The 17632-nt window shown below is 47.6% G+C and carries 15 protein-coding genes and 1 tRNA gene; 6 read left to right on the top strand and 10 right to left on the bottom strand.

Going from position 1 to position 17632, the window contains the following annotated elements:
* Positions 1-825: 825 nt before the first annotated feature.
* The 4 genes from PHQ97_09580 to PHQ97_09565 all read right to left on the bottom strand — a co-directional run bounded on the left by PHQ97_09580 (position 826) and on the right by PHQ97_09565 (position 4752).
* Positions 826-1611, bottom strand: a complete 786-nt coding sequence (locus PHQ97_09580) for a glutaconate CoA-transferase (GenBank protein MDD4392980.1) — start codon at positions 1609-1611, stop codon at positions 826-828.
* A gap of 57 nt (positions 1612-1668) precedes the next feature.
* Positions 1669-2742: a CoA transferase subunit A gene (locus PHQ97_09575; protein ID MDD4392979.1), complete on the bottom strand. Its 1074-nt coding sequence runs from the start codon at positions 2740-2742 to the stop codon at positions 1669-1671.
* A 614-nt stretch (positions 2743-3356) separates the two neighbouring features.
* Entirely contained in the window at positions 3357-3914 is a 558-nt protein-coding gene (locus PHQ97_09570) for an acetate uptake transporter (protein ID MDD4392978.1), read from the bottom strand.
* Positions 3915-4676: 762 nt separating this feature from the next.
* Positions 4677-4752: transfer RNA gene (locus PHQ97_09565), tRNA-Ala, on the bottom strand.
* A gap of 499 nt (positions 4753-5251) precedes the next feature.
* Between PHQ97_09565 and PHQ97_09560 the strand changes: the two genes are divergently transcribed.
* Together PHQ97_09560 and amrA are read left to right on the top strand one after the other, a co-directional pair.
* Positions 5252-7147, top strand: a complete 1896-nt coding sequence (locus tag PHQ97_09560) for a SurA N-terminal domain-containing protein (protein MDD4392977.1) — start codon at positions 5252-5254, stop codon at positions 7145-7147.
* A gap of 781 nt (positions 7148-7928) precedes the next feature.
* The gene (amrA, locus tag PHQ97_09555) at positions 7929-8498 is read left to right on the top strand and encodes an AmmeMemoRadiSam system protein A (GenBank protein MDD4392976.1); all 570 of its coding nucleotides are present in this window, start codon (positions 7929-7931) and stop codon (positions 8496-8498) included.
* Positions 8499-8508: 10 nt separating this feature from the next.
* Here the strand turns inward: amrA and PHQ97_09550 are convergent, their stop codons facing one another.
* Positions 8509-9177, bottom strand: coding sequence for a TIGR00153 family protein (locus PHQ97_09550; protein ID MDD4392975.1), 669 nt, complete (start codon positions 9175-9177; stop codon positions 8509-8511).
* A 600-nt stretch (positions 9178-9777) separates the two neighbouring features.
* Between PHQ97_09550 and PHQ97_09545 the strand changes: the two genes are divergently transcribed.
* Positions 9778-10977, top strand: coding sequence for a hypothetical protein (locus tag PHQ97_09545; GenBank protein ID MDD4392974.1), 1200 nt, complete (start codon positions 9778-9780; stop codon positions 10975-10977).
* Positions 10974-12323, top strand: coding sequence for a cation:proton antiporter (locus tag PHQ97_09540; GenBank protein ID MDD4392973.1), 1350 nt, complete (start codon positions 10974-10976; stop codon positions 12321-12323). Before PHQ97_09545 ends, PHQ97_09540 begins: the two co-directional genes overlap by 4 nt.
* Before the next feature lie 39 nt (positions 12324-12362).
* Here PHQ97_09540 and PHQ97_09535 read toward each other — a convergent pair whose 3' ends face one another.
* Both PHQ97_09535 and PHQ97_09530 read right to left on the bottom strand, forming a co-directional pair.
* Positions 12363-12788 (bottom strand): hypothetical protein, encoded by a 426-nt coding sequence (locus PHQ97_09535; GenBank protein ID MDD4392972.1) that lies wholly within the window; start codon positions 12786-12788, stop codon positions 12363-12365.
* Positions 12789-12816: 28 nt separating this feature from the next.
* On the bottom strand, positions 12817-13287 hold the full coding sequence (locus tag PHQ97_09530) for a PTS sugar transporter subunit IIA (GenBank protein ID MDD4392971.1): 471 nt from the start codon (positions 13285-13287) through the stop codon (positions 12817-12819).
* Between the two features lie 292 nt (positions 13288-13579).
* Here PHQ97_09530 and PHQ97_09525 point away from each other — a divergent pair, with 292 nt between their 5' ends.
* Together PHQ97_09525 and plsY are read left to right on the top strand one after the other, a co-directional pair.
* Positions 13580-14254: a septal ring lytic transglycosylase RlpA family protein gene (locus tag PHQ97_09525; protein ID MDD4392970.1), complete on the top strand. Its 675-nt coding sequence runs from the start codon at positions 13580-13582 to the stop codon at positions 14252-14254.
* Positions 14255-14314: 60 nt separating this feature from the next.
* Positions 14315-14941, top strand: coding sequence for a glycerol-3-phosphate 1-O-acyltransferase PlsY (gene plsY, locus PHQ97_09520; GenBank protein MDD4392969.1), 627 nt, complete (start codon positions 14315-14317; stop codon positions 14939-14941).
* Between the two features lie 147 nt (positions 14942-15088).
* Here plsY and ispH read toward each other — a convergent pair whose 3' ends face one another.
* The 3 genes from ispH to PHQ97_09505 are packed head-to-tail and all read right to left on the bottom strand — an operon-like array spanning position 15089 to position 17492.
* Positions 15089-15949, bottom strand: coding sequence for a 4-hydroxy-3-methylbut-2-enyl diphosphate reductase (gene ispH / locus PHQ97_09515; GenBank protein ID MDD4392968.1), 861 nt, complete (start codon positions 15947-15949; stop codon positions 15089-15091).
* A gap of 45 nt (positions 15950-15994) precedes the next feature.
* Positions 15995-16522 (bottom strand): NYN domain-containing protein, encoded by a 528-nt coding sequence (locus PHQ97_09510; GenBank protein ID MDD4392967.1) that lies wholly within the window; start codon positions 16520-16522, stop codon positions 15995-15997.
* A 49-nt stretch (positions 16523-16571) separates the two neighbouring features.
* Positions 16572-17492 carry a ParB/RepB/Spo0J family partition protein gene (locus PHQ97_09505; protein MDD4392966.1) on the bottom strand — a complete coding sequence of 307 codons (921 nt, stop codon included), beginning with the start codon at positions 17490-17492 and terminating at the stop codon, positions 16572-16574.
* Positions 17493-17632: the final 140 nt, after the last annotated feature.

Here is a 17632-nt window from a genome sequence, read left to right as displayed (position 1 = left end):
GCCCTATAGCATATAAAGTTATTGCTGTTTGTCAAGAATAACCCGAATATCGGATGAACTTTTTTTAATCCCGTCAGCTGTCTGTGAGCGTAGAAAATATGACTCGTTAAATTCTGGGTGGCCTTTGCTGTCCGTCTCGATTCTGTTTTCAAGGTGGAATTCGGTGAGATCGCAGTTTCTGGTGCGCACTGAAGGCAAAAGGGTAAAATAACCGATAGCTGAAGCGTTTATTGGCGATGGCGTTGATTTCAGATGTAGTTTCGGAACGTTTTTGCGATAGCTGAATATTCGGGATTGATCATAACTGCGGCCATATTTTGCAGTGCGTTGCCTCGGAGTCCCGTCCGTTGCCGGCATCCCCCGGATTGTGCTGGAAAGGCCGGCAATGGGCGGGACGGACTCCGTGACATGCTCGCCGCAGTTATGATCAAGCTCGTTTCATGCTTCGGGTTGAATCCTTTTGTTTTTTTCAGGAAACTTCCGGATTACGTGAGGGGGGGCTCCGGGCGGATGATATCAGGATACGGGCCGTCCGCCCGTATGACATAATCGAAGGGGATGGGTTCTAATTTCGGCTAAATTTATTTTTACAGGGTTGCATCCCGTTTTCGTCATTCTCGCGAAAGCGGGAATTTAAAGACCGACCGAACTGGATCCCCGCGGGGATGATACAATGGCCGATGATAAAACCAACCCTAATGGGAGGCATGAGGGTAAACAGGAAGCGGAGTTGCATGGCTCCGCTTCCTGTTGTTTTAAAGAAGTCACAACTGGGAGGTATACTAATCTATGCGATCTCGAGGTTTGGGAAATCAGGAAAACGCCTTATTTTGCAACTTTTCGTTTCAGGAAATAGCCATCCGGGTCACATTTTTCCCGTAACAGCACGAGATCTTCTTCCGTAGGCTCACTCATTTCCTTCAGATCCGGAGAAATCAACAGCTCAAAGCCGACTTTCTCCTGAATATAGGCTGCGGTTTTACCCGGAATGATTTCAAGAAGCATCATTCGTCTGGTTTCTTCATCAAATCCAAAAAGTGCCTCGTTGGTGATGACTCTGTAGGGGCCGGCACCATAGACGCCTGCCTTGATTCTGTAATCTTCAGAACCGTCGCCAAATCCGATACTGGTCACAAACTGCACTTTTTCAACAAATCTTCTTTTTTCAAGTGCCATGATGGCAATGGTTTTTTCACAGTTCGCTGACATTGCACCGGCGCCGCCGCTTCCCGGAAATCTTACCTGGGGCGAATCGTAAGTACCGCCCTGAAATGTTGAATTGAGATTTCCATACATGTCTATTTCCGCGCCACCGATGAAGGCATAGTCTGCATATCCTCTCTGGGTCAGTTCAAAAGCGCCGCAAAGGCCTTTAGCATAAAGGGCTTTGCGAAATGCTTTCGTGTCACCAACCGACAGAGGCAGCCCCTGTTCCAGAATAGCACCCAGTGATCCGGCTTCAAATATCATCTGAAGGCTGGGGGCGTGGGTGAGCTGGGCATGGATGGACGCAATGATAGGTAACCCGGTGCCGACGAATACGACGGTTTCATCTTTCAATATTTTTGATCCGGCATAAGCGATCATTTCAAATGGTCCATAATCAGGCATTATTCCCTCCTATTAGCTGTTAATTGGTTTCTTGTGCGATACCATCAATCAGGCTCGCTAAATAATTACCGGCTGAATACCATCCCCTTGCCTGAGTTTCTTCATTGTATCATATGGCCGCGTGCCAAGATAATCATCAAAGGTTTCGCAACCAAATACATATTTATCGTAGTAAGCTTTCAGAGCGTCCTTGCTGCCTGTTTTCCTGAATTCATCACATGTCTTTCTGAAGGCAAGGATCTCCGGCATGTCGAACCAGTAGGATCCGTAACATGCACCGGGGTAGGCGCCGAATGGCTGCTCAACGACCGCATCGACCGTCACATACGGGATTTCTGTCAGGTTGGGATATCGTCGGATATATTCGTTGGGGATGATCTGCTCAACAGACATGATCGTGTGATTGGCGGCTTGAGAGATTTCGGGGCATGTGCAAAGCGCACCGAATATTTTTGCGTTGCCGTGCATATCGGCTGCAGGTACGTGAATAATGCCGACATCCGGATTGCAGGAAGGAACCAGATAGATGTTCTCATCGGTGAACGGGCATTTGATCATCTTGCCCCTGTTGACCAGTTCCATATCGCATCCGCCATGATCACGGGTCGGTATGAAGGGAATTCCCATTGCGCCGGCTTTGAAGCGTGCGGACATTCCGTAATTGGTGTAATCATCCACCTGAATCTCGCCCCTGCCGAGCAGGTATCTGAAAATCGGGGCGATTCCAATGACTTCATATCCCCACCACGCCAGTTCCACCCGTTTGATTGATACATGGTCAGGATCTAGAATCATGGCGCCGGCGAGCAGTTCGCAGCAGATGGAGTTCGATTGCATGGACAGCGTAAGATCCCTGGCGCCGTGTCGAATGATTTCATGAATAATGGCAACCGGTACCCGGGTGTTTACAAAACCGCCGATGCCGAGTTGGATTCCGTCTTTAATGTATTTTGCTACGGCCTCTTTCATGGTTGTCCGCTTGTCGTGCAGACCTTTTTTTTTGGCAACAGCGGCTTTTCTTGCTTCTCGTGGCGTTGGCCCCCAATACTCAAAAGGGATGTCCCGTTTTTTGATGGTACCCTTATCTAAATTGGTTATGCGTGTGATCGAAGAACTTGCTTGTTCAGTCATAAACAACCTCCTTCAAAGATGTTTGGGTCGAGTTCGTTTCCATCAATAAATGGCCTTTTCGAAGTCTGCGTCAATCTGTGGAATTGCTTGTGTGGCTTGCTTCAGCAAGCCTTCCTGCATTCCCTTGATTTCCTTGACCTTGGGTGAAAAATTTTATTTCCGGATTGGAAACATACTTTGGTGTCAATCCGGTGAAAGCCGAATTTCCGGATGAACACGAGTGAATAATTTTGTAGATAATCGCTCAAAGGCGGAAAGGTGACGATGCCGCAAGCCGATTTTGATAAATTTGTATCATTGCACGGATCCCAATGAGCAAATTGATACGTTTAATCGAACAGCCGTAAGGAAAATGTGTTGATATGATAGGTGCAGATGAACCGTGATGGCAGCATGAACTTGTTGATAACCCTTTATACTGCTGTCGCTTTTGAGGGTGCAGTAACAACGTCCACGCGTTTTGCGCTTCATTCTGTTTTCACTGAGGCGTACATAAGTACGCCTCAGTCCCAGAACTTGGCGATGCCTTGAACTTTTTGCTCTGCCGTCTCAAATTTGATTTTTTACGAGGCCATCATCATTTTGTTGATGAAAGAAATGCGTTGGTTCGTTTGTCAGCTGATCCAGGCTTTGCCTACGGGTACGTTGACTCCAAAATCGGCAAGAATTACGTGGGCCATGACATACCATGCCAGAGAGGCGCATACGATCAGGTCCCATGCGGCAACTTTGGTCATTGCCGGAAAACCAAAATGCGCTAGAACCAGTAAGATAAAGCCAACCAGTAAGGTGGCAAATGTCCATGCCAGAGCGCTGTTGGTTCTCATGGAAGCGACAAACATGATAGCCGTGTAAAATGTCCACACGAGCATAAAACAGCCCACGTCAGTTGTGCTGGCCTTGTAAATGTTAAAATGGTTTAAAAGAAAAATAACACCCAGAGCGATCCAGAACGCGCCATATGAGGTAAAAGCGCTGAAACCGAAAGTGTTGCCAGTCTTTTGTTCCAGAAATCCGGCGATCATCTGGGCCAGTCCCCCATAAATCAATCCACAGGCTACAATTGGGCCTACGCCGCACCATCCCAGGTTGTGAAACTGCAGAATCATGGTGGTTAACGCGAATCCTGCCAAGCCTATTGCCGCTGGATTTGCTAATTTTTGTTCAGCCATACATCCTCCTTGGTTAAAATATGGTTAATGCGTTGAAGTTACTATAGCCGGTCAATGCATAATCAAATTCGTTCTATTGTATGGGAGTAGGAAAATGGTATTGAATGAATGACCAGTATACAGCTCTTTTATAAATGAAAAAAAAATATTTAAAAAAATAAGATCAAAAACTGAACATGATTCATGAGTATAGAAAGACTACCTGCTTGTCAAGAATAAAATGACCATCTTTACTCAAAATTATTCTGTTTAGGACAAAATATGGTACGATAAGGTGATTACCTGAAATATGATAATAAAAAATTTTTAAAGCAGCCTTACCGGTTAGAAGGATTGGTTATTTGTGACGTGTGTTTTATCCGGATGAGCCCTATTGATCATAATGTATTCGATGGATATTTATTTGCTATTTGACTTGTCTATAAGCTGTTTCGGGTCGAAAACGGATAAAAAAGAGGAGCCGTATGATTGCTTTGTTACGATGTGATTTGATCTTAAGCCATATGTGAATGCTTATGAGTGTTGATTTTTGTGCCTGTTGAGCAGGGGTAATTAATAAAAACTGTCTTTTCAGACAGAGGCTCTGGCTGAAAAGATATTTGAAGTAAACATGGATATGTATATTCCAAGAGCTTCCTATTAATTTTATACGTTGGTCAGTTTTTGATTGTCAATATTAAAATGTAATCGATTCTGACAGAATCTGTGTACACAGGGATAAAAAAAGGGGGGCTAAGAAAACCCCCCTGTAAAATATTTTGTTGGTGGAGCTGAGGGGGCTCGAACCCCTGACCTCATGGCTGCCAGCCATGCGCTCTCCCAGCTGAGCTACAGCCCCACGTAATTTTTATTTATCTACCAAACACTTTTTTTTATGTCAATATAAAAATATGTCAACAGGCAAATTGTGCCAATATGGGAAAGGATACTTTTTGGCATTTCGTTATGCTGACAGATTTCATGATTGATGTTGCCGAACCATCGTTTAAGCAGTTACGGCGTTGTCGTATAAAGCTGGGGACAGGATTTTACAGATCCGAAAATGGTAAATGGTTGACAAATTTCAATATCAAAAATAGAATATTTATTTATACAAAAAAACAGGGATAATTAAAACACAGTTAATCACCGGGGGCAGAGGGCAGGGCGGTTTTATGCTTTTTTCAAGGCACATCAGACAGTTGGCGATGGCGTGATGAAATAGTCCGGCGTCTGACTTGAGCGGGCTGCCCGGATGTGTTTGTTCCTGAATTCGTCTGAATTATGATATATGCTGATATCAATACGGATACGGTTAGTATGATTTAAGAAAGAGATTATAAACAGAGAGGAACTGTATGCTCAATTTAATGAGAAGCAAAGCCAATACATGGGTTATAAAATTTCTTTTGGGTGCCATCGTTATCGTCTTTGTTTTTTGGGGGGTCGGAAGTTTTCGTTCAAAACGGGGCGCACGGGTTGCAACCGTCAATGGAGAGACGATTACCATAGAAGAATACCGAGAGTCATATGATTCGTTGATTGAACAATTGCGGCAGAGATTCGGAAGCTCTCTGAATGATGATATGATTAATCTGCTTCAGGTTAAGCACCAGGCGCTGGATCGCCTGATTGATCAGAGGCTGTTGCTTCAGGAGGCAGATGAACTGAGCTTTAAAGTTTCAGACAGCGAACTTGCTGAAACAATTAGAAGTATGAGCGCCTTTCATGCCAACGGTGTGTTTGATCAGGGCCTGTATAAAAATATATTGAGTCGGTACCAGATGACTCCGGAACAGTTCGAGAATTTTCAGCGCAAGTCCATGCTGATCGAAAAAGTGAGGACATTGATTGTCGACAGTGTCAAGGTGTCAGATCAGGAGGCGATGGCCTGGTACAACTGGGAAAACGCCTCTGCCAACATTGATTTTGTCATGTTTGATCCCAGCCGTTATCAGGACATTGCGCATAGCGATGAGGCGATCCGCCTCTATTACGATCAACACAAGGAAACCTACAAGACCGATCCCATGGTTAAGGTTCAATACCTGCGGTTTGAGCCTGAAGCCTATAAAAGCGAAATTCAGTTGACCAGTGAGGAAATTGAGGAATACTATAATTCAAATCTGTCTGAATTTGAAACCCCTGCAACCGTCGAGGCCCGTCATATTCTTCTGAAGGTCAATGAAAATGACAGCGACGAGGCCGTTGCCAAAGCAAAACAAAAGGCCATGGATATTTTCAAAATGTCCCGGGAAGGTAAAGATTTTGCAGCGCTGGCCAAACAATATTCAGAAGGACCTGCCAAAAAGGACGGCGGCTATCTGGGTATCTTTAAACGTCAGGATATGGTCAAGCCTTTTTCCGACAAAGCCTTTTCAATGAAGCCGGGGGAAATCAGCGAACCGGTCCGTACCCGTTTCGGGTGGCACCTGATCAAGGTGGAGAAGGTCAATGAGGCCTCCACGATGTCATTGAAAGAGGCGGAAGAAAAAATTCGTGGAATTCTGACGGAAGACAAAACGCGGACGCTCGCATATGACTCGGCCGAAGCCGTTTACGATGCGTTTATCGAAGGGGATAACCTGGCAGATATCGCAAAGTCCAGACAGCTGGAGATTCATACTACGGATTTTTTTTCCGGAAAGGATTCGGTCAATGGGATCAGTAAGTCCTCTGAATTCGTAGCGGTCGCGTTTAACCTTTCAGCTATGGAGATAAGTGACATTCAGGACCTGGGTGATGGATATTACCTGATTCAGGTGATCGAAAAAGAATCGGAAAAAATACCCGGTTTGGATACCGTCAAAGACAGGGTCATGAGTGATTTTATCAGTGATAAACAGGGCGAAAAAGCGGCTGAAGATTCAAACCGGTTCTTTTCCGCTCTTAAATCCGGCAAGTCGATGGAGGAAGAAGTCAAATCATACGGCGTGACGGTGTCCTATACCGGATGGTTTAAACGAAACGCATCAATTCCGGAAATTGGCTATGAATCAGAGATTGCCGAAGCGTCGTTTAAACTGTCTGCTGACAATCCCCTTCCTGAGCGTGTCTTTAAAGGTGCAAAGGGCTATTACGTGATCAGATTCGGTGAAAGAAAAACCCCTGATGCCCAAGCGTTTGAAAAGGCCAGATCTGAGGTGACCGATCGACTCCTGAAGCAGAAGCAATTTAAAACATTCGATACATGGCTGGCCGGGATCAAAGAAAAAAGCGATATCGCTCTTCTGAACGAAGACTTGATAAAATAGCTGCTGTAACAGCGTGGGGTTATGGATATTTGGGCCTTGATCATCGTTTCGGCCGCGTTGTCGAGAAACTCCGTAGTTACTTATTCGGAAATATGGCCGAAGCTATGATCAAGCCCGGTATTTGATACGAAATGCGATCGCATGTCACGCTGTTTCTGTTGTGAAAGGATGATACGATTTGAAATTTTTCACGTCTGGTGGATCTGGGGCTTAATGGTTCCATAGCGTCTTAAATTTATAACTGTTGTTTGAATATTCAGTAAAGGCCTGTTCAGCTTGCCACTCGAATTGATGTCGGTGTCTTTCAGGGATACAGAACAGCCCTTAAATTTGAGGAACGTCTGGTAAAAAAGCGATTAATGGCAGTCGGGGATATGAGTGCAGTCGGCTTAAAGGAAAAATCCGGTAAAGGCAGAAGTCAGACCAAGAAATGTCCGGATTGCTTTACACATCTTTCCCTGGATGCAACGGTTTGTCCATATTGCAAAAAGAAAGTGGGTAAGGTTGATCATCAAGGGATGGCGAAAAAGCCGGTGGATTGGAAGGCCTATTTAATTTGTCTGTTGTGCTGGGCAGGATTTGGGCTATATATGTGGTGGGCTTTTTTTAGAGACTGAATTGCCGGCGAATGTGTGAGAATGTTTTGTGCCGGGGGATCTGCTTTTCAGGATAGAATGAATTCCTTCCCGTCTGAAGTTGATCCTTTTTTTTCGGCATACGTATCATTCTGTGGATTGCGCTGGCATGGGGAAATTGGTTTTCATTATCAGAGGGGGTTGCCATGGCTGTATCTGAGCTGACACCGGAAGATAAAAAAGTATTGTTGAAAGTCGCGCGGCGCGCGATAGAATCCAGGCTGACAGGCGGGGCCCTGTTTCAACAGGCGGGGCAGGTTTCCTCCAGACTACGCCAAAAGCGCGGCTGCTTTGTCACGCTTCATAAAAAGGGAGATCTCAGGGGCTGTATCGGCATTATCGAACCGGTAAGGGAATTGATTACAGGTGTTGAAGAAAATGCCGTTCATGCTGCTTTCAGCGATACCCGTTTTGCCCCCCTTCAAGTGGATGAACTCGATGATATTGTATTGGAAATCAGCGTGTTGTCTGTTCCTGAAGTTCTTCATTATTCAGATTCGGAAGATCTTAAAAAAAAACTCAAGCCCGGAATACACGGTGTGATATTATCGAAAGGTTACCGTACGGCTACATTCCTGCCGCAGGTGTGGGAGCAGCTTTCCGGAAAGGACGTGTTTTTAACCCAGCTGTGTTTAAAGGCGGGTCTGTCCGGTGACTGTTGGAAAAAAAATGACATTGGGGTCAAAGTCTATACGGCTGAGTATTTTTCAGAATGAAAGCAATCAGTTATTTTGATACCATCGCTCGTATCATGTCAGCGGCATTTTCAGCATGATCGGCTATGGACCCGATGATTTCAGCCATCCGGATAATGTGAAATACAGTTAAAGGGTCCGTGTTCATCTTAAACGCCCTCCGCTTTATCCGCCCTTCCACTTTATCGGTTTCCTGTTCCTGTTTATGAAGGGTCCGGATCACCGCCATAACGATTTCCCGCTGTTTAGCCGAACATCGGTTGAAATATTTTCTCGCTTCGGCTACCAGATTGCTCAATTCTTCAATCGGATCGATCACCGTATCGACCAGCAAAAGAAAATCTTCACGAAGTTCTTCAGGAATTCCGGAATCACTTTTCATGGAAATCCAGTCGATGGCATCTTCGACGGCATCAAGAACATCGTCCTGCTCTCTCAGGTAGCGGAAAAATTCCAGCTTTTCCAGAGGCAGGAATGTGCCTTTCGGGAGACGCCCGTGAATTTTCCGTTTGATCGAATCTGCCTCCCTTTCTATTTCTATGATCTTCTGTCTGAGGTCTTCAAACCGTTCATGTTTGCCCGTGACATAACATTCAATCGCCTGCTGGAAAAACCATGTGCATTCCTTTACTTTTTCCGCATGTTCCTGAAGACTGTCAAACGGTGAACCGATAAGGTTTGACAGAAATGGAATTCGCATTGCTATCTCCTTGTTAAGCCATATATCAGGATATTACCTCAGTCGTCAGATAAAAGAGTCCAGACCGCGGTTTCTTTTTTCAGGCGAACGGATTTTTTCGGGCAACTGCTGGTATCCGGCTATAAGCTGTAAGCATTTTTTTTATAAGGTATGACCCTGCCCTTTTGAACCGTATGGGTGAAAATCAGTTACACTGATGGGGCAAACGTAAACGCGGAAATAATAAGTCGATCCGAAAATGAGTATGCCATCCCGGGTAATTATATTCTGTTTATCTGTATTTTCCGTCAACCGACTCTGTTCTGGCAGTTGCTGCTTGATTTATCGTTTCGTGGATGCCGCGCAAGTGTTTTCAGTGCCTATATAACGACGGTCATTGAAAATCAATGTTAAATCGGGTCCGATGACAGGTAAAAACAGTTAAACGGCATCGGCTTATTGAAAAAAGTTGTGAAATCGTCATAATAATGAAACGATATGATCGTCAGCTCTGATTTGCCGGATAAAAAGCGTGCGCTGTGAGTAAAAACAGGCTGCACCGCTTGCCCCTCAATGGGGGCGCCATACGGATCGACACATTATTTTTACATTGGAACGGCCATGAAGCTTTTTTTTGCGCTGCTGCTGATTATTTTCCTTGCTTTCAGCGGATACCACCTGAGTTTCAGGGAGTTGAAGCTTCCTGTGGTTGCCCGGAAATTTTATTTGACCGGTACCGAATTTCTTTTCTTGGGGCTGTTGCTCGGGCCTGAATTTGTCAATATGTTTGATGCCGGTATCCTCAAGGGCCTGGAGCCACTGTCCGGTCTGATACTGGGGTGGATCGGTCTGCTGTTTGGGCTTCAGTTCGAAATAAACAAAATGCGACGGTTTCCGGTGGAATATTTCCGGGCGGCGACAGTGGAGGGGTTGGTCACAGGGGGTGTCGTGCTGACGGGGACCTTTCTGGTACTGTACTTTTTCTTCAGAATGGACCTGCTCATGATCGGCATCGTTTCTATGGCGCTGTCCGCTTCTGCTGCCTGTACCGCTCAAACGGGGCTGGCCCTGGTAGCACCGGGTTTGATTGCAAAACGCCAGGAAACGGCCAGCATCCTGAGATATATATCGAGTTTTGACGGCTTGATTGCGTTATGCTTTCTCGGCCTGAGCTATCTGCTCCGACCGCTGGCGGTGGCGGGGTATTCCTGGGGGGGGGTGATCGGTTACAGAACCGTGATTGCGGTTGGAACATTTGTTGTAATTCTTTTCCTTTATACCTTGTTCATGGGGGGGCGTCGCAATGAGAAAGAATTGCTGCTGGTGATGATCGGCATGGCCGTGCTGACCAGTGGCACGGCATCCGTACTCAATTTTTCACCTCTGATTATGAATTTTCTCATGGGAGTATGCCTTGTCAATCTGTCCAGACAGAAAGAATTGATTTTTCAAATTTTGATCAGTGTTGAAAAACCTGTGTATATTATGCTGATGGTTTTTCTTGGAATCAGCTGGCATCTGACCACCGTCTGGCCGTTTATTCTGGGTGCGGGATTTTGCGTCTTGCGGATTACGGGTAAATTTTCCGGGGGGTATATGGTCAGTCGCTTTATTCCCGGTATGCAACACGTGACCCGTCAGCTGGGGTTCGGCCTTATAGAACAGGGCGGCCTTTCGCTGGCCGTGTTATACGATTTCCAGTACGGGGTTGTCGGTGACCTCTCTGCGCATGTGCTCAGTGTAGTGATTGTTTCCGTGATGATCAGTGATGTGGTGAGTATGCATTATCTTCTTCGTCTTTTCAAAAAGGAATCCGGATGAATCCGTTTTATCCAAAACAGGTCGGTCGGATTATTCTGATACTGGGTATTCTGTTTTTTTTCGCGTTCTGGTTCAGCCGCTGCCACCCGGACTCCAGCTGGCAGCGGGCAGGATTGATCAATTTTTTTATAGGTTTTGTCCTGTTGAGCGCGTTCGTGATCGCCCGGCTGTTGCAATCGTTCCGGCTTCCATTGATCAGCGGTTATATTTTCGCTGGAATACTGGCCGGACCTTATGTGACGGGGTTCCTTTCTGTTGAAATGGTTCAAGGCCTGAAACTGGTGGATGATCTGGCGCTGAGTTTTATCGCCCTGACTGCGGGCGGCGCTCTGAAAATCAGTTTTATCAGAAGGCGAACAAAGGCAATTGGGCTCAATATACTCCTGCAATCCATTATCGTGTTTGTTGTCGTATTTGTGTTTGTAAGGATGACGGGGGGATATTTTACCCTGATCCGGCAGCTGATGGGACCCGAATTGATGGTTCTGGCCATATTGCTGGCGGTTGTGTCCGTGGCCCGTTCCCCATCTTCGGCCATCGCCGTTATCAGCGAATGCCGTGCAACCGGGCCGTTTACCGATATGGTTCTCGGGGTCACCGTCGCCATAGATGTGCTCATCATCATACAGTTTACTCTGGCGCTGACGGTTTCAAAGATGATGTTGTCGGGTACCGGCATCGGCCAGTACCAGTTGATTATGGCATTATGCGGCGAAATTGCCGTTTCGGTGATCATCGGCATTGCGCTGGGCAAAGCCACCGCGGAATATATCCGGTGGGCCGGACATGACCTTCCGCTGTTTCTTCTGTTCATGGCGTTCGGGGTGACCAAGACCTCGGTCTGGATCGGTACATTCATGAGCGCAGCATTTGATATCCATTTGAACCTGGAACCGCTGCTCATTTGTATGAGTGCCGGTTTTACCGTACAAAATTTCAGCCCGTCCGGCAGCACTTTCATGGCCAGTCTGGAAAAGGTCGCGTTGCCGATTTATGTGATGTTTTTTTCCCTTGCCGGTGCTTCGCTCAATCTCGAAGCGCTGCTGATATGCTGGCCTTTTGCGGTCAGTCTTGCGTTGGTCCGGATGGTCGGAATTTTCTGGGGCACATGGTTTGCCGGTATGATCAACAACGATCCCCGCGTTCATAATCGTAATGCGTGGATGGCGTTTATGACACAGGCAGGGGTTGCCATTGGGTTGGCGCAACTGGCGCAACGCCAGTTTCCTGAAATCGGCGGATATTTATCGACGGTCGTTCTGGCTGTGATTGCCATTAACCAGATTATAGGCCCCATTACGTTAAAACTGGCGCTGAACCGGGTAGGGGAAGCTGCGGATTCGTAACCGGTACGCCAACGCGGTATAAGCATAAGAGGTGGCGGATTATTCGGATTTTGTATCGGGTACTTGTTTCAAAAGCCGCCCGATTTTTTTTTCCATATGTTTTTTTTGCTGCATGTGAGTGACTCCATGGCCCAGCCGGCCGAATCGGGTTACGGGTGAGACAAAATAGATGCCCTGGTGAGGTTTTTCTGTTTCGAGGCACAGGGTTTCCAGAAAGGCGATGGCCTGATCAAGGGTGTCAGGCGCTTCTATAATTGTGAAAACGGTTTTGTTATGGGGCATTCCTCCGCTGGTCAGTGCCCGGAATCCTGCAAAAATAGGGATATGGTGGCTGATCAGCTGAAGAGAGTCGGTCGATTCGATCACGGTGGCGCCGGTTATGCCAATATCCAGCCATCCGGTGATCAGGTCGTCCAGAAGCTGTTCATTGTTGATGACTGCGACTAAAACGTACACCTGTTTCACTTTAACATAAATCCATTATCGAACGGGGTTAATGAAAGGTCATTTTTTCTTCCAGTTGTCGAACCGATTCCATAAGGATATCGGGATGTTCGGCTTGCCGGATCAGGTTTAAAAAGTTACTCTGCCTGCAGAGTCTGGAAATTCCTGCAAGCAGTTGGATATGAAGTGGGATTGCGTTTTCAGGTATGATCAGGGATAAAATGATGTCGACGGGGCGTCCGTCAATCGAATCAAACTCAATCGGGCAGGTCAGGCGAATCAGCAGAACCGATGCGGTATTGACCTCGGCGCAGGTCGTATGCGGAAGACCAATGCCGTCGCCGATGCCGGTAGTCATGGTGTTTTCCCTTTGTTTCATTCCTTCATAAAGAGAATTTGGATCATTGACAATGCCCATCGCCCGGCACTTGTCGGCGATAAAATGAAGCAGGGTTTCCTTGTCTGGAAGAGAAACGTCCAGAAGGATACCTTCCGATTGAAGATGATGCCAGATTTTCATAAGTATATATAGGCGTGTAATAAGTTAACGTTTATTTGGCTTTTTTTTCTTAACCTAATCTATTCGGTATCAGGTGTCAATAACCGTTTCAGTTCAGGCAGACAGCTGACAGTGGAGATACCGCAGGCCAACTCAGTTGAATCAAACGGTTTGCAGTGCGCGGTATCAGGTGATATGGTCAATGCCGGGAGTGAGGATAACCGGCCCATGGCGGGGACTGATTCCTGTACTGAGGCCGTGATAACGTGGCCGAAATTATGATCAAGCCCGAAGAAATCATAAAGTCATTTTCATGAGGTATAAAACGGGATTAAAAGGAGTTTTACTGGTCGGCACCGCATTTCTCATCATGTCCTGCGGGGCATTGAATACCTCTTACCGTGCGACAAAGGCAACCTTAAAGGCAACATACCGGGTGTCAAAAGGCGTAGCGGTCGTTGGCATGGGGGCGGGGAAAATGGTGTACAGGGTGGGCCAGTTTACTTTTCAGGTGGCAATGGCGCCATTAAGCTGGCCGCTGACTCACGACTCCATAGAATCCATAGGGAATCTGCCTCCGAAGGAAGCAATCCGAAAGGGGAAGGTCAAAAGTTCGCCTTATGTCGTCAATGGGAATCGTTATGTTCCCATGTCGGTCGATCAGGCGCAACATTTCAGGCAAACGGGTACGGCCTCGTGGTATGGATATGAGACATTTCGCCAAAAGGGCGGTCACATGACTGCGAACGGGGAATCTTTCGATCCGGATGGGTTTAATGCCGCCCATAAATATCTGCCGCTGCCGACTTATGTGAGAGTGAAAAACCTGGAAAACAACCGGGAAATTATTGTCCGGGTCAATGACCGGGGCCCGTTTGTCGATGGCCGGATTATCGATCTGAGTGGCGGCGCTGCCCGGAAACTCGGGTTTTACAGAAAAGGAACCGCCAGGGTGCTGGTTGAAACGGTAATGGTAAATGATGCCTGAGTCAGAAGTCAGAGGTCGGAAGACAGAAGACTCACGACTGAAGAAGCCTGAGGACTATGGATGATATGGATTAAATGGGCAGTGCTTCCTGCTGCCGCCTACCTGCTGGGCTCCATCCCCTTCGGGGTGGTGTTGACCCGCCGGTTTGCCGGGATCGATATCCGGCGGGAAGGCAGCCGGAATATCGGTGCGACCAATGTCAGACGCCTCGCCGGTTCAAAACTGGCGGCACTGACGCTGGCAGGGGATGTGCTAAAGGGCGCGGTGCCGGTATATGCCGCCATTTTTCTGTCCGTTTTTGATCAAGTGGCTGCCCGGGATGCGTATGTGTCTGTTGTGGCCCTGTCGGCATTGCTGGGCCATCTGTATCCGGTGTATATGAAATTTAAAGGCGGTGGTAAAGGCGTTGCCACGGCTGCCGGGTGCTTTTTGATTATTTCCCCCGTGTCCGTCGTGATTTGCGTTCTGGTGTTCATGCTGATGGTCCGATGGTCAAACCGGGTTTCTGCCGGATCTCTGTCGGCGGCGGCTGTATTGCCGGCTGCGGTCTGGGCAGTGACCGGTTCTGTCATATATGCCGGGTGCGCTGTGATGACGGCAGCCTGGATTGGTTATCGGCACAGGGACAATGTCCGGCGACTGATCAATGGTACGGAACCGCTGTTTCGGGATAAAAAAAGCCGGTGACAAGTTTGGTTGGAAAATATTCTCATCCGCAGATTATGCAGATTTCAGCAGAGGTAAAAAATAATCTGTGTAATTTGCGGATAAATTTTTTGGTCCCAGGGCTCGGGAGTGAAGGGACGGCAAAAAAGCTTCGGTTGTCATTGATGCCTATTCGGCTTTCTTCGGTTGGTCCGGAAACCGTTTTAAAAGGGTCTGATGGACTTTTGAGATGATCCAGGTCGGTGTTGAAGCGCCTGCTGTGATGCCAACGACCTGTGCCGTGGACAGTGCGTTCAGGTCCAGATCGGCTTCGGTTTCCACGTGATAGGCGGGCTTTCCGGCCTGAATGGCAATTTGAACCAGCCGGCGGGTGTTTCCGCTGTTAAGGCCCCCGACGACCACGATGGCATCCACCGATCTGGCCAGTTGTCTGACTTTGGCCTGGCGTTTTTCGGTTGAATCGCAGATGGTATCAAAAAACGTGTAGTGAGTCAGGCGATTGCTGCTGAAATTTTTGATTTCATTGACAAGCTGTGCGTTTTGAGTGGTCTGGGCCACGATGATGGCCTTTTCGAAGACCGGCAGGGTCTTGAGCTGCTCGATGCTGTTGATTACGTAGCCGTTGTTCCGGGTATATCCCATGAGGCCGACGACTTCAGGATGGTCCTTGTCTCCAATGATAATGGAAGAAAAATTATGCAACGAGTGCCTGTCAATGATGGACTGCACCCGTATGACCCTGGGGCAGGTGGCATTGAGTATTTTAAATCCGGCGTGCTCGAGTTTTTTCCTGGCCCCGGGCGGAATGCCGTGGGCTCGGATGATGACGGTGCCGTTGCCCTGTTCCGGTATTTCGTCAAGCACTGTTATCCCCTTGTCCTCCAGGGACTTCAACACTTGGGGGTTGTGGATCAGCGGCCCGAATGTATAAATCGGTCCCTGATATTTTTTGGATGCGTCTATGGCCATCTCGACGGCTCTGCGAACGCCCATGCAGAAGCCGGCGTTGGTTGCAATTACTATTTTCATAGGCGGAACGTGGTCTGGTTTTGTGGTAATCTGTTTTCAGTCGGTTTACAGTTTCTGAATTTTGATTCGGCTCTGCCGCTGTCGCCGGGGAAGACGTTTGGTCGGGCCCTTTTTTTTTGTCGTCGGAACCCAGCCACTCTCTCCGTCGGCTTCCAAATCGAATCCCTTTAAGTCCATAAACAGGGCCATATCGATTTTTTCTTCAAACTCGGGTGAGCTGATGGTCGAGGCTCCCTGCGTGGTCGAATAATGAACGATATCCAGATCCGAACTGACCACAAGGGCTTTTTGCCTTTCCCTGCCGGCCATTTTTTTAATTAGCGTGTCGGCGGATTCGTTTATCCCGGAAAATTCGATATGAATTCCCTTGATTCGATCCCGTCGATTTGAAAAAACGGGGGCATTGGCACCGTCAAATACGATAGTGATTTTATGATGCTTGATTTGTCTGTAGTGAACAAGCCGTTCGATCAGTGCCTCCCGGCCAAGCTGGATATCCTGTTGATCCAGAGGGCTGAGCGCAGTTGACTGACGAATAAGGTTGTAACCATCTATAATGATATGAATCGTCATGGCGTTTACACGGTTGCTGAAACGGTCGGGATGAAAACCGCTTCGCTGGTTAGGGCGCAGGCGTACGGGACAGTTTCAAGAGGCCGATAACGCGATCCAGATCTTCATTGCTGTAAAACTCGATTTCAACCCTCCCTTTGTCCCCGCGTCGTTTTATCTGGACCCGGGTTCCAAAACCCCTGGAAAGGTCGTCTGACATGTTTGAAAAGTATATTTCTTCAGAACTGGGCCGCGGAGGTTCAACCGGCTCCTTTGACTCAGTTTTCATGCGTTTGATCAGCCGTTCGGTTTCCCTGACCGAGAGTTCTTTTGCCAGTACGGTTTTCCAGGCCGCAATCTGCTGAGAGAGGGTTTCGGCGCCCAGAAGGGCTCGCGCATGTCCCATGCTCAGGTTGCTGTCAATGATGCTGGCTTTAATCTGATCCGGTAGCTGTCGGAGTCTTAGCATGTTTGCTACAGAAGATCGGCTCTTGCCAACGCGGCCGGCGGCCTGTTCCTGTGTCAGATCGAATTCGGTTATCAGCCGGTGATAGGCATCGGCTTCTTCGAGGGGATTTAAATTCTCCCGCTGAATATTTTCGATAATCGACAGCTCAAGCAGCTCTTTGTCTGAAATATGTTTGATAATCACCGGTACCCGGGCAAGTCCTGCCATTTTAGCCGCACGCAGACGCCGTTCCCCCGCGATGAGTTCATATCTGTCTTGGTCTTTTCTGACCAGAAGCGGCTGCAGAATTCCGCGTTCTTTGATGGAATCACACAGCTGGGCCAGGTCTTCTCCGGAAAAAGTCATTCGGGGTTGATACCGGTTTGCATGAATTCGGTTGATATCACACTGGAAATACTCAGTGTCGTTGTCAATCGAGCCAATATCCGGAATAAGCGCATCCAGACCTCGCCCCAGGGCCATTTTTTTTCGGGGTTTGGCAGGGGGGGGGAGATTTTTTTTCAGGGGGGGGGAATCCTGCATGATTCTTTTCCCTCTAATGGATGGTTATTCATGATTTCCTCTGCCAGATCCAGATAACTTTTAGCGCCAACGGACGCCGGGTCATAGAGCAATATGGGTTTTCCGAAGCTGGGCGCTTCACCGAGACGGACGTTTCTGGG

Source organism: Desulfobacterales bacterium, assembly GCA_028704555.1.
Classification (GTDB): domain Bacteria; phylum Desulfobacterota; class Desulfobacteria; order Desulfobacterales; family JAQWFD01; genus JAQWFD01.
This window is presented reverse-complemented; position numbering and strand designations above follow the sequence as displayed.

Bases quoted from the DNA above. Each gene is read 5' to 3' on its own strand.
- PHQ97_09510 (MDD4392967.1), bottom strand. From the start codon at position 16,522: ATGACGATTCATATCATTATAGATGGTTACAACCTTATTCGTCAGTCA.
- PHQ97_09525 (MDD4392970.1), top strand. From the start codon at position 13,580: ATGAGGTATAAAACGGGATTAAAAGGAGTTTTACTGGTCGGCACCGCA.
- PHQ97_09540 (MDD4392973.1), top strand. From the start codon at position 10,974: ATGAATCCGTTTTATCCAAAACAGGTCGGTCGGATTATTCTGATACTG.
- PHQ97_09505 (MDD4392966.1), bottom strand. From the start codon at position 17,492: ATGCAGGATTCCCCCCCCCTGAAAAAAAATCTCCCCCCCCCTGCCAAA.
- ispH (MDD4392968.1), bottom strand. From the start codon at position 15,949: ATGAAAATAGTAATTGCAACCAACGCCGGCTTCTGCATGGGCGTTCGC.
- plsY (MDD4392969.1), top strand. From the start codon at position 14,315: ATGATATGGATTAAATGGGCAGTGCTTCCTGCTGCCGCCTACCTGCTG.
- PHQ97_09545 (MDD4392974.1), top strand. From the start codon at position 9,778: ATGAAGCTTTTTTTTGCGCTGCTGCTGATTATTTTCCTTGCTTTCAGC.
- PHQ97_09570 (MDD4392978.1), bottom strand. From the start codon at position 3,914: ATGGCTGAACAAAAATTAGCAAATCCAGCGGCAATAGGCTTGGCAGGA.
- PHQ97_09580 (MDD4392980.1), bottom strand. From the start codon at position 1,611: ATGCCTGATTATGGACCATTTGAAATGATCGCTTATGCCGGATCAAAA.
- PHQ97_09560 (MDD4392977.1), top strand. From the start codon at position 5,252: ATGCTCAATTTAATGAGAAGCAAAGCCAATACATGGGTTATAAAATTT.
- amrA (MDD4392976.1), top strand. From the start codon at position 7,929: ATGGCTGTATCTGAGCTGACACCGGAAGATAAAAAAGTATTGTTGAAA.
- PHQ97_09575 (MDD4392979.1), bottom strand. From the start codon at position 2,742: ATGACTGAACAAGCAAGTTCTTCGATCACACGCATAACCAATTTAGAT.
- PHQ97_09550 (MDD4392975.1), bottom strand. From the start codon at position 9,177: ATGCGAATTCCATTTCTGTCAAACCTTATCGGTTCACCGTTTGACAGT.
- PHQ97_09530 (MDD4392971.1), bottom strand. From the start codon at position 13,287: ATGAAAATCTGGCATCATCTTCAATCGGAAGGTATCCTTCTGGACGTT.